Origin of the sequence: Novosphingobium sp. AAP93, from assembly GCF_001296055.1 — a bacterium.
Classification (GTDB): Bacteria; Pseudomonadota; Alphaproteobacteria; order Sphingomonadales; family Sphingomonadaceae; genus Novosphingobium.
The window spans coordinates 1-10,720 of the sequence record NZ_LJHZ01000063.1 but is presented as its reverse complement, the minus strand read 5'-3'; the positions used below and the strand labels follow the sequence as shown (position 1 = coordinate 10,720).

The window sequence follows — 10,720 nt, the reverse complement described above, 5'->3', positions numbered from 1 at the left end:
ACACATCGCGGGGTGGAGCAGTCCGGTAGCTCGTCAGGCTCATAACCTGAAGGTCGTAGGTTCAAATCCTACCCCCGCAACCACACAGCATAACACACACGCCGCTCCACACACGCCCGGTAAGCGCTGTTCTGACCCCACCTTGCGCGGCTGCCAGATTGCGGCAGACCGTCGAGGTGATGGAAGATGAGGCGCTAAGGACCGCACTGGACACCCGCACTGGAGTTGGTCCGGAGTTGGTGAGTCGGGCGGAGCTGCTTGGCCCGATGGTGGGGCGCCGTCGTTCGTGGAGCCTGGAGCAGAAGCTGGCGATTGTCGCGGAAGCGCAGCATTGCGATAATCTGACGGCACTTGCTCGTCGGTACGATATCCGGACTTCGCAGCTTTACACCTGGCGGCGTGAGCTCCGGTACGCATTGGAAGTGCAGAATGGCTCGAGAGAGCCTGAGCCGATGTTCGTTCCGGCAGTCTCTCGGCAGTCTGCGCAGGACGATGTTGTGATCGAGGTCGAGGTTGGCGGAGCTGTCGTCAGGATCTCGCGGACCGCCCAGGCCGATCTAGCCGCCGCGGTCGTGCAAGCGCTTCAGGTAGTTCGGTGATCGGACCAGGCTCCAACGCGCGCGTGATGGTAGCGACGCGCCCTGTCGATTTCCGCAAGGGCCCTGATGCGCTCGCCGCGTTGGTCGGCAAGGAGTACGGCGGCGATCCCTATTCGGGTGTGATCTACGTCTTCCGTGCGAAGCGGGCGGACCGGATCAAGCTGGTGTGGTGGGATGGCACTGGCCTGTGCCTGATGGCCAAGAAGCTTGAGCAGGGAGGCTCTCGCTGGCCGGCGATCCAGGACGGGGTGATGCGCCTGACGGCGGCACAACTAGGTGCCCTGCTGGAGGGCCTGGACTGGCGCCGGGTACATGGCGGACGTCGCCCGATTGCGCCGCAGATTGCCGGTTGACGGGGCTTTCCGCGAGTGATTCACTCCTTCCATGCTCATGGAAGCGGACCTTCCCGAAGACGTTGCAGCGCTCCGCGCGCTCGTCCTCGAACAGGCCCGCGAGCTCGACGCGCTGAAGGTTTTCCAGGCTGAGGTCGAACGCCTGAAGGCGATCATCGAGGCCCTGCAGCGGCATCGGTTCGGCCGCCGTTCCGAGCAACTCGATCCCGATCAGTTCGAGCTTGCCCTTGAGGAGGTCGAGACAGCTCTGGCCGAGGCCCAGCACGCCGTGACCAAGGCAAGCAAGACATCTGCGGATCGCCCGCGCAAGGCCAACCGCGGCTCGCTGCCTGCGCACTTGGAGCGGATCGAACAGATCATCGACGTCGAGGATAAGGCATGCCCATGCTGTGGCGGCGCCCTCCACCAGATCGGTGAAGACGTGGCCGAACGCCTCGACGTGGTGCCGACCACGTTCCGCGTGCTGGTCACTCGCCGCCTGTGCTATGGCTGCCGCTCCTGCGAAGGCGCGATGGTTCAGGCACCGGCCCCGGCACGGATCGTCGAGGGCGGCATCCCTACCGAAGCGCTGATCGCACAGGTCCTGGTCGCCAAGTACGCCGATCACCTACCATTGTACCGCCAAGCCCAGATCTACGCCCGGCAGGGCATCCAGCTCGATCGATCCACCTTGGCGGACTGGGTTGGGCGGGCAGCATGGTATCTGCGACCCTTGCGGGACCACATTCTCGAGCGATTGCGACGATCGGAGCGGTTGTTTGCCGACGAGACCACCGCACCGGTGCTCGATCCAGGGCGCGGGCGGACCAAGACCGGTCAGCTATGGGCTTACGCCCGTGACGACCGACCATGGGGCGGCGGCGATCCACCGATGGTGGCCTATGTCTATGCCGCCGATCGTAAAGGCGAACGCGCCGAGGCGCATCTTGGTGACTTCGCCGGCATCCTGCAGGTTGATGGCTATGGCGGCTACACCGCGCTCGCCAAGCGGCGGCAGCAGATCCAGCTCGCATTCTGCTGGTCACACGTGCGCAGGAAGTTCTACGAGCTGGCGGACAAGTCGCCGGTGGCAACCGAGGTGCTCCGCCGGATCGCCATGCTCTACGCGATCGAGGACGAGGTTCGCGGCACCTCGGCAGAGCAGCGCCGCGCCGTGCGCGCCGAACAGGCTCGCGTCATCGTCGATGATCTACAGGTTTACCTCGAGGCGCGCCTTCGCCAAGTCAGCGCCAAGAGCAAGCTCGCCGACGCCATCCGCTACGCACTGAGCCGCTGGGGCGGGCTGTCGCTGTTCCTCGACGACGGCCGTGTCGAGCTGGATTCCAACACCGTCGAGCGGTCGATCCGGCCCTTGGCACTCAATCGCAAGAATGCGCTCTTCGCAGGCTCTGACGAGGGCGGCGACAACTGGGCGGTGATCGCCACGCTCATCGAGAACTGCAAGATATCAGGCATCAACCCGCATGCCTGGTTGGCGGAAACCCTCACCAAGCTGGCTGCGGGTCACCCGGCCAACGCCGTCGGTGAGCTCATGCCGTGGACCGCCGTGGCCTGAGAACAGCGCTTACCACGCCCGTGCGCCTTTCTTGTGTCCAACGCAGACGCAGTTAGACCTATGTGGGATGCGAGCGCCCGCTTGATCTGACCTATCACTTCCAATATCCATGAAATATGGAATCGAAACTCGCCGTCTCGGCCCTTGCCGCGCTAGCGCATGAGGGACGCTTGGCCGCCTTCCGCCTGCTGGTGAAGGCGGGCAGGGAAGGTATGGCAGCAGGCGTGTTGGCGAAGGCGCTTGGCGTGCTGCCAAACACGCTGTCCGCCAACCTAACCATCCTGAGCCATGCCGGACTGGTCGAGAATCGCCGGGCCGGAAAGTCGATCATCTACACCGTCCGCTATGCGGAAATGACTGCACTGCTGCAGTTCCTGATGGAGGATTGCTGCGCCGGCTCCTCCGATATCTGTGCGCCGCTGGTGGACATTGCCCTGAGTTGCGGCTGCGAAGAGGAAGCCACTATCCATGCCTGACAGTTTCCCCGGCGTGCTGGTGCTGTGCACCGGCAATTCCGCGCGTTCCATCCTCGGCGAGGCCATGCTCGCAACACTCGGCGCCGGCAGGCTCCGCGCTTACAGCGCAGGCAGCAAGCCCAAGGGCGTGCCGCACCCCGGCGCGTTGCGACTGCTGGCGCGGCGTGGGATCGATACCGCTGCGTTCTCGTCGAAGAGCTGGAACACATTCACCGCGCCCGGTGCGCCGCGGATCGACGTGGCCATTACCGTTTGCGATAATGCCGCGCAGGAAAGCTGTCCGGTGTTCATCGGCGCGCCGGTCAAGGGTCACTGGGGCCTGCCCGACCCAGCTGACGTGCACGGCACCGACGCCGATGTCGACGCTGCGTTCGAGGCAACGTGGCAGGCCCTCGAGGTGCGCGTGCATAGGCTGCTGGCCGCCCGCTTCGAGGACATGACGCAAGCCAAGCTTGCAGAGTTCCTGTCGGCAATCGGCCAGATGGACAGCGCGGCATGAGCCGTGACGTCTGGGCCGAGGCGATCGGCAGTTTCTTCCTGTTCTGCACGGTCATCGGCTCGGGCATCATGGCCGACCGGCTCGCGGGCGGGAACACGGCGGTTGCCTTGCTCGGCAACACCGCCGCGACCGGAGCCATGCTGTACGTGCTGATCACGATGCTCGGGCCGCTTTCGGGCGCGCACTTCAATCCGGCAGTAACGATGGTCTTCCGCCTTCGCGGTGATCTCTCGACAGGCACGGCGCTTCGGTTGGTCGCCGGTCAGCTCGCTGGCGGTATCCTCGGCGTCTGGGCGGCGCACTTCATGTTCGCCGAACCGATCCTCCAGCTATCGACCAAGGTCCGCACCGGGACTGGTCAATGGGCAGGCGAGTTCATCGCCACCTTCGGCCTCGTCTTCGTTATCCTCGGCACGATCCGGCACCGCCCGCAAGCCGTTCCCGCCAGCGTCGCGCTCTACATCGTCGCGGCATACTGGTTCACTTCGTCGACCAGCTTTGCGAACCCGGCGATCACCTTGGCGCGCGCGCTGTCGGATACGTTCGCCGGTATTGCGCCTGCGGATGTACCCCCGTTCATTGCCGCGCAGGCTGCCGGGGCACTCGCGGCGCTTGTCGCGGGCAGCATGATCTTCGCGCAGGAAGACTCCCCACCATGACGGCCACGCCATTCACCCGGCTGCGGCACTTGTCCGAGCCCACGCATCTGCCGGCGCTGCAGCCTGCCTATGTCCATCAGCGTCCCGCGCAAGGCCTGGGCGAACTCGATCCGCCGCCGCGCATTCTTCTGCTTTATGGCAGCCTTCGCGAGCGGTCGTACTCGCGCCTGGTTGTGGAAGAGGCGGCCCGATTGCTCCAGTTCTTCGGCTGCGAGACACGCATCTTCGATCCTTCCGATCTGCCTTTGCCGGATCAGGTCAGCGGTGACGATCACCCCGCGGTCCATGAACTGCGCGAACATTCGCTGTGGTCGGAAGGACAGGTCTGGTGCAGCCCCGAGCGGCATGGCCAGATCACCGGGATCATGAAGACCCAGATCGACCACTTGCCGCTCGCTTACAAAGGTCTGCGCCCGACGCAGGGCCGAACGCTGGCGGTGATGCAGGTCAGCGCGGGGTCGCAGTCGTTCAATTCGGTGAACACCCTGCGCATCCTTGGGCGCTGGATGCGGATGTTCACGATCCCCAACCAGTCGAGCGTCGCCAAGGCCTACGACGAATTCGATGCGGCAGGCCGGATGAAACCATCATCCTACTACGACCGCATCGTCGATGTTTGCGAGGAACTGGTGCGCTTTACAGTCCTGCTGCGGCCGCACGGTGAGCGACTGATCGATCGCTATTCAGAACGGGTCGGCATGGGGCGACCCGTCAACTTGGCAGACGGCAGCCTTTAGATGTTTGGTCCCAAGATTTGAGGATGGTGCGAACTTGATGTGAAGCGGTGCGCTGCATTTGTCCGGCAGTTGCGGATGAACTCGTGTGGGGTGAGGCCCTCGCTCTCCATTACCGCGAGGCATTCATGGGCGACCTGCTCGAAGCTGTTCTCTGAATTGAATTTGGCAGCCGCCTTCTCTCGTTTCCACTCTAGTGGCGGGTCCACGACTTGCTCGATCTGGGCGCGTGCGGCGTCACGGCGCTTTCTGGCGTCAGCGAGAGAGACGGCTGTCGTCGGGCAAAGCGATCGGGCACCTCCGACCACGCTGCGAACAAACTGCACCGGCGCGTCAGAACGCGACCGAGACCCCGATGCCCCCGGAATGGGTGATGTAGCCGGTGCCGAAGCGCCCGTCATATCCGAAGCTGACAGCCGCGGCGGAACTCAGCGGAACACTGAGGCGCGCGTTGAGCAGCGCGGTGTCGGGTTCGGATGCGCGCGTCATGGTCAGGTTGCGCGCCGGATACCTTCCTGCAAGGCATGGGACATCGCGCTGGTTGTCGGCGCTCCCTACAACAGCGGCATTCTGGCGGGCCGGACGCGCACACCGGGAGCCGCGCGCTATGATTGCGCGCCGGCACCCCAGCACTTGCTGGACAAAGTGCAGTGCATCGAGGCGGTCGCCTCGCGGCATGGGGCCACCTGCCGGCAGCGGCGCTGGCCTTTGTGCTGGCGCATCCCTAGGTGGTCATCGCTCGAAACGCGCGAATCTCTGCGTCCTTCAGAGGCATCTGGGGGCATGGCCTTTCGTCAAAGCGATGCCGAATGCCTGAAGTGCCCCAACGATGCCCCCAATTCTCGCGGGTTGTGGGGGAATGCCAGAAACCGTCCAGCGACAACACGGGACAATAAACGCCAGAATTCTGGAGGTTCGGCGAGCCCCGAGGGGCAATCTGATACAGGAAAATGGTGCAGAAGAGGACCCGCATCAAGAAAATTTTTATAATTATATCATGACTTTAACTGATGTGATGTGCAGCGAGGCCCGCAAAAAGGCCCGACTGGAAAACTAAGCTATTGGTTCGATGCCTTTTTAGGGACTCGAATTTCGCAAAAACGGCGGAATTGCTGGGCTTCAATTACCAAAACAAAAGCGGAATTCGGGCCTGTCTCACAGCGAAAAAAGCTTCGTCTGATCGCTGTCAGCTATCGTGCCGGATGGGCATAGTCTAGCACAAGCAACTTGAAAGCGTCTGCCTTACTCCCAGCCTTCAACGGCGGCTTGAACTGGTTTATCCGATCCCGAACTCGAATGGCTTGACGGGCGCCTTCTCCAGCTCGGGCGGCTGCTTGACGACCTCACCGAGTGCCTGCAGCGCGGACGTCTTCTCGCCTGTCTGAAGCTCCAGCTTGGCTCTGGCCTTGTCGGTCTTGTCGACAAAGATGGTGAGGTCATCGCGCACGCGCGTGACCGAGACGAGGAAACTCTGCCGGGTGAGCAGTTTGGTGTCGCGCGATTCCATTACGACGATGGCGCGGTCTGCGGTCATGCCCTGTGCCATGTGAGCATTGTAGGCATAGGCGAGGTCGATGCGGACCAGCATGGGGTCGTTGGCCGATAGCGCCAGTTTCATTCCCGCCGAGGTTTCGATTTGGACCTGGCGCTTGTCGATCGCAGTGATCCTGGCACGGTCGGCGTTGAGCAGCCCCCGCTCGTGGTCGTTCGCTGTCCAGCGGATCTGGTCGCCCGCGTAGATCGTGCGCTGCTTCTGATCGTAGAGCGCGAGCCGACCACCTGCTGCGCCTCTCGCGTCCGGCCGCACCCGATCGGGCGAGAACCTATGCGCCTTGCCTTGCTCGTCAAGAAGCTCAACCCGCCCGTTTTGATCGACCTCGGTAACCGTGTACCTGCCGGCACCAAGCCGCTGCTCGCGGATCGAACGGCCAAGCTCAAGCACGCGGCCGGGCAGGTAATGGTGGTCGTAGCGCAGTTCCTCGTTGGTCAGGTTCACCCGGTCGAGCACCTGGAGCTCCAGGCTCTGCTGCCCAAGCTCGCCGCGCATTTGGAGCCCTTCCTGCACGCTGGTGTTGACCGCTTCGCGCAGACGGCGACCCGAGGCGAAGATCATGGTCCGGTCGCGTTCGGACCGGGGGAGAGACAGCCACTGCTTCGTCGCCTGCTCAACCACAGTGCCCTCGGCTTCGATCACCTTGCCGCCCAGCAGCTGAAAGGCTGCTCTAACATCCCCGGCCTGAGCCGCCGCCGCGACGCCGCGAACCGTGTCATCGCGCGCCCGAACATTGCTGTCCATGCGGGCTGTCTGGATCCTGGCATCCTGGACGAGCGCAAAGGGCTTGCCGGCATCAACCGCGCCGAGCTGGCGAGCATCACCCACGAATACGAGCCGCGCCACATTTTGCCGGTTCGCAATCTCGATGAGCTTTAGCTGATCGGTATTGGCCAGCATCGAGGCCTCATCGACAATCAGGACCGAGCCCTTGAGGCTCTCAGGAACGGGGGCCCTGGCGTCTGTTCCATAGGCTTTGATAAAGCGGGCAACCGTCATTGACGGGATGCCGGTATCGCGTTCCAGCATGCGCACAAGCGTGTTTTGCACCGCCAGCCCGATGACCTTGTGTCCCTGCGCCTCGAACAACCGCGCGGCAGGGGCAAGCACGCTGGACTTGCCGGCACCGGCAACGCCCTGGATCGCGACGATCCTGTCCTGCGACGCAAACATCATCCGACCAGCCGCCTCCTGCCCGGCGTTCAGAGCATAACCGCTCCGGGCAGTTGCAAAGGCCTGAAGGCTCTCTGCGGCCATGGTGGCGGATAGTACAGGCTGAACTGCTCCGCGCCCTGCGTCCACGCCCGCGAGGATACGCCGCTCGGTATCGAGCGCCTGCGCCGTCGTGACCATGCCGGCGCGCTCGTCGACGCCGCGCTGAAGATTGCCCTTAGCGATCTGGCGTTCGACCGACTGCTCAACTTCCTTGATCGTCGTCGGCAGACCAAAATCAAGCGCCGCCTTGTAGACATCTGTCACCGAGAAGCCCGCCTCGCGCTGCTCGAGATGCCGGATCGCCGATGCAACAGCATGCGCAGCTGCAACCTCCGCTGGCGTCTTGTTGGGGAAGGTCTTTGGCAGATAGGGATCATCGGTGCGCAGCCCCAGTGAACTGGCAAAGCCGTTCGCCAACTCGCGCGCCTTAGCGACAATGGGCGCCACAACTTCCGCCATCCGTCCGCGCATGCCGGTCCCAATGCCAAGACGGGCGTTTGCTTCAGCCCGCACCGCATTGAGGTCCAGACCGACCGCAGCCGCAGTCTCTTTCCATCCCGCATAGAGCGCTGCGCGGTCCTCAACTGGTGCCTTGCTCTCACGTGTCATCAGTGTCGCTGCGTGGAAGGCTTCGGGGGAACGCGATGCCATGCCCGCGACCTTCTCGAGGATCTGCTGCCGCCGAGTGCTGAATGCCATGACCACGTTTCGCGCGATTCCGGCGGCTTCAAAGTTACCATGCTTCGACCGGTCGCCAATGCGGTAGCCGAGGGCTTCGACACCCATCCGGAAGTGCGCCATGGTCATAGTGTTGAGCAGCGTGTTGAGCGACCAAAGTTTGTCATTGCGCAGCGCTCGCCATCGCCATTGGTCAGCTGGGTCACGTTCGCCACGACGGCATGGAAGTGGCTCTGCGGCTCCTGCGCCCGGCTCGTGTCATGCTCGAACAGGCCGATCACGAGGTTGCCCGTCTGGACCAGACGCTGCCCCTTGCCGGTATCCACCTGCGCCTGCGCGGCGTTCTTTTCCGCCCAGGCCAGCGTAGCCTTCACCGCCTCGCCATAGGCCTCGATGATGCGCCGGTCGCCGCCGACCAGCGCGATCAGCGACCAGCTTTTGGGCATTGAGAAGGTGAGGTCGATCCCGGCGCGGTGGATACCTTCACGCCCCACGCGCGACCCATCGGGAAGCCTGCCCTGAAGCAATGCCTCGAAGGTCTTGGGATCGACCTTTCCGGTCAGGCCAAGCGCTTCGGCACCTTTGCCGAACCACTCACCCTGACCCTGTTCGCGGGTGTAGTAGTTGTCGGCGGCGAAGTAGCTGGCAGCCCCGCCAGCCGAGCGAACGGTCGCCACGGAAAGCATGGCTCATGCCTCCGGCTTGCGGCGTTTTCGCACCTGTCCCGGCTGCACCAGTGGCGGAGCAGGTGGCGGCGGGTTTTCATTCTCGGATTGGCTCGGCTTCTTCGCCTTACGCGGCCGCTTGCGCACCTCAAGAGTCGGGAGATCGGGCTCCTCTGCAGGTGGCAGTAGCATTGCTGGTTCGGGCTCCTCGACGTCCTGCCGATATGGTTCTGAAGACAGGTATGGATGCGATGCGTAAGGAACAGCGGCCTCATCGATCATCGGTCTCGCCCGGCGCGGCTCAGGCAGCGGCGGGTGCGAGGCGTCCCAAGCCGCATGCAAGCCGAGCCCGACCAGCGGCGGCGCCCATACGAGCAGCACGGCCCAGATGGTGCCGCACTCGATCCGCCACAGCAAAGCGCGCCAGCACTGCACGAACAGGTCGGCATGCACGATCGTGTGACGGGTCAGATTCCAGACCTTGTGCCCACTGGTAAAGGTCGTGATCGTGTCGGCACCGCCGAAGACCGTGAGCATGACCACAGCCTCGGCGTGGGCCATGCCGAGGTTGTAGGTACTTGGGTTCAGGTGCCTCACCATTTGGTGAGAGATGCACAGATAGAGCAGCAGAATGACCACCAGAACGGCAAGCTTTCCACCGATCAGACGGGGGAGATAGAACTCCGGTTCGTCCCAGGTTCCGTAGCCATATTCGAACCTAGTCCGCATGGCGGCTCTCCTCGAAAACCTCGCGGTGCCACTCGGCAACAACGCGATCGCGAAGCTGTCGGTCGTGCGCTGCCAGCAGCGCGTTCACGGCCTTCACCAGGAACACGATGTTGCGCTCAAGGTCACCGGGATTGAGGATCGATGAGGCTTCGATTTCGGCAACGACCAGGCGGCGCAAGAGACCCGTCACGGTCATGTGCCGGCCCTGGGCAAGGTTGCCAAAAGCTGCGAAAATCTCAGGGGTTACATAGCAGGCAAGATGATATCGGCGAGACATTTGGGCGTTCTCCATGCCCAGAGTGTTTCACCCTCCACGAAAGAACATACAAAGAACATAAGAGTCGAGCAAGCGAAAATCCTGTTTGTTGCCAGTGCGTTGGTATCATGGTCAGCAGCGGTGACCATGATGACCAGCGGTCAGTTTTGGCGCACATGATGAACCCACGGATAGTTTATATATTTCAATGCAATAACCTTCCCGGTGAGGGGTAAGATGTGCTCACTTCCCCCTTCCTATCGGTATGGTCCCATATGCCTGGAATGTGGACAAAACGGTATCAGGAAAGCAGGTCCAGCGGGACCGCGGGTTGCCCTCAGGCGCTGGCCTGCAAGTGCGAGAATCGGACTAGAAGGATCCAATCCCGGCGGCGCGCGGGGCTCGATGCCCCCGCGCTGCCGTTTGCTTCCCAGGCACAAAGAAGGCCCCGGCAGATTGCTCTGCCGGGGCCTTGCTCGAGTGGAGTTTGAGCCCTCAGTCTTCGTCGATGTCGGGAGCGCTATCGCTGGAGGTTCCGTGGCCCTTGGTGAGGAAATCGACCTTGTCGGCGATGATCTCGCAGCCGTAGCGCTTGGTGCCGTCCTGGTCTTCCCACTGGGTGTAGTGGATGCGACCCTCGACCGTGACCAGCTGCCCCTTGCTGCAGAACTTGGCGACGTTCTGGCCCAGGCCGTTGAAGCAGGTGATCCGGTGGAACTCGCTGTCCTTGGCGGTGTAGCCGTTCTCGTC

At 63.0% G+C, this 10,720-nt stretch carries 11 protein-coding genes, 1 tRNA gene and 1 pseudogene; 8 read left to right on the top strand and 5 right to left on the bottom strand.

Features of this window, described 5'->3' with window-relative positions; all coding sequences use genetic code 11:
• The first annotated feature begins 6 nt into the window (after nucleotides 1-6).
• The 8 genes from IP83_RS10590 to arsH all read left to right on the top strand — a co-directional run bounded on the left by IP83_RS10590 (nucleotide 7) and on the right by arsH (nucleotide 4,878).
• Nucleotides 7-83, top strand: a tRNA-Met gene (locus IP83_RS10590).
• A gap of 96 nt (nucleotides 84-179) precedes the next feature.
• Nucleotides 180-599 (top strand): transposase, encoded by a 420-nt coding sequence (locus IP83_RS10585; protein WP_054122187.1) that lies wholly within the window; start codon nucleotides 180-182, stop codon nucleotides 597-599.
• Nucleotides 596-952, top strand: coding sequence for an IS66 family insertion sequence element accessory protein TnpB (tnpB, locus tag IP83_RS10580; RefSeq protein ID WP_054122186.1), 357 nt, complete (start codon nucleotides 596-598; stop codon nucleotides 950-952). Before IP83_RS10585 ends, tnpB begins: the two co-directional genes overlap by 4 nt.
• A 31-nt stretch (nucleotides 953-983) precedes the next feature.
• Nucleotides 984-2,507, top strand: a complete 1,524-nt coding sequence (locus tag IP83_RS10575; protein ID WP_054122185.1) for an IS66 family transposase — start codon at nucleotides 984-986, stop codon at nucleotides 2,505-2,507.
• A 116-nt stretch (nucleotides 2,508-2,623) separates the two neighbouring features.
• Complete coding sequence (locus IP83_RS10570) at nucleotides 2,624-2,983, top strand: helix-turn-helix transcriptional regulator (protein WP_054122184.1); 360 nt, start codon at nucleotides 2,624-2,626, stop codon at nucleotides 2,981-2,983.
• The gene (locus IP83_RS10565) at nucleotides 2,976-3,482 is read left to right on the top strand and encodes an arsenate reductase ArsC (protein WP_054122183.1); all 507 of its coding nucleotides are present in this window, start codon (nucleotides 2,976-2,978) and stop codon (nucleotides 3,480-3,482) included. The genes IP83_RS10570 and IP83_RS10565 overlap by 8 nt, the downstream gene beginning before the upstream one ends.
• Nucleotides 3,479-4,141 (top strand): MIP/aquaporin family protein, encoded by a 663-nt coding sequence (locus tag IP83_RS10560; RefSeq protein ID WP_054122182.1) that lies wholly within the window; start codon nucleotides 3,479-3,481, stop codon nucleotides 4,139-4,141. The genes IP83_RS10565 and IP83_RS10560 overlap by 4 nt, the downstream gene beginning before the upstream one ends.
• Complete coding sequence (gene arsH / locus IP83_RS10555; RefSeq protein WP_054122181.1) at nucleotides 4,138-4,878, top strand: arsenical resistance protein ArsH; 741 nt, start codon at nucleotides 4,138-4,140, stop codon at nucleotides 4,876-4,878. Before IP83_RS10560 ends, arsH begins: the two co-directional genes overlap by 4 nt.
• 330 nt (nucleotides 4,879-5,208) lie before the next feature.
• Here arsH and IP83_RS20190 read toward each other — a convergent pair whose 3' ends face one another.
• The 5 genes and pseudogenes from IP83_RS20190 to IP83_RS10535 all read right to left on the bottom strand — a co-directional run.
• Nucleotides 5,209-5,364 (bottom strand): hypothetical protein, encoded by a 156-nt coding sequence (locus IP83_RS20190; RefSeq protein WP_156309670.1) that lies wholly within the window; start codon nucleotides 5,362-5,364, stop codon nucleotides 5,209-5,211.
• 787 nt (nucleotides 5,365-6,151) lie between these two features.
• Nucleotides 6,152-8,946, bottom strand: a pseudogene (gene mobF, locus IP83_RS10550) (MobF family relaxase); the annotation flags it as partial.
• A gap of 63 nt (nucleotides 8,947-9,009) precedes the next feature.
• Nucleotides 9,010-9,714 carry a hypothetical protein gene (locus tag IP83_RS10545; protein ID WP_054122180.1) on the bottom strand — a complete coding sequence of 235 codons (705 nt, stop codon included), beginning with the start codon at nucleotides 9,712-9,714 and terminating at the stop codon, nucleotides 9,010-9,012.
• Complete coding sequence (locus IP83_RS10540) at nucleotides 9,704-9,910, bottom strand: hypothetical protein (protein ID WP_054122179.1); 207 nt, start codon at nucleotides 9,908-9,910, stop codon at nucleotides 9,704-9,706. The genes IP83_RS10545 and IP83_RS10540 overlap by 11 nt, the downstream gene beginning before the upstream one ends.
• A gap of 555 nt (nucleotides 9,911-10,465) precedes the next feature.
• Nucleotides 10,466-10,720 (bottom strand): single-stranded DNA-binding protein (locus tag IP83_RS10535; protein WP_054122178.1); only part of this gene is annotated, 255 nt, incomplete at its 5' end.

Excerpts from the sequence above, each read along its gene's own strand:
- IP83_RS20190 (WP_156309670.1), bottom strand. The coding sequence starts at position 5,364 with ATGACGCGCGCATCCGAACCCGACACCGCGCTGCTCAACGCGCGCCTC.
- IP83_RS10545 (WP_054122180.1), bottom strand. The coding sequence starts at position 9,714 with ATGCGGACTAGGTTCGAATATGGCTACGGAACCTGGGACGAACCGGAG.
- IP83_RS10540 (WP_054122179.1), bottom strand. The coding sequence starts at position 9,910 with ATGACCGTGACGGGTCTCTTGCGCCGCCTGGTCGTTGCCGAAATCGAA.
- IP83_RS10560 (WP_054122182.1), top strand. The coding sequence starts at position 3,479 with ATGAGCCGTGACGTCTGGGCCGAGGCGATCGGCAGTTTCTTCCTGTTC.
- IP83_RS10565 (WP_054122183.1), top strand. The coding sequence starts at position 2,976 with ATGCCTGACAGTTTCCCCGGCGTGCTGGTGCTGTGCACCGGCAATTCC.
- IP83_RS10575 (WP_054122185.1), top strand. The coding sequence starts at position 984 with ATGCTCATGGAAGCGGACCTTCCCGAAGACGTTGCAGCGCTCCGCGCG.
- IP83_RS10585 (WP_054122187.1), top strand. The coding sequence starts at position 180 with ATGGAAGATGAGGCGCTAAGGACCGCACTGGACACCCGCACTGGAGTT.
- arsH (WP_054122181.1), top strand. The coding sequence starts at position 4,138 with ATGACGGCCACGCCATTCACCCGGCTGCGGCACTTGTCCGAGCCCACG.
- IP83_RS10570 (WP_054122184.1), top strand. The coding sequence starts at position 2,624 with ATGGAATCGAAACTCGCCGTCTCGGCCCTTGCCGCGCTAGCGCATGAG.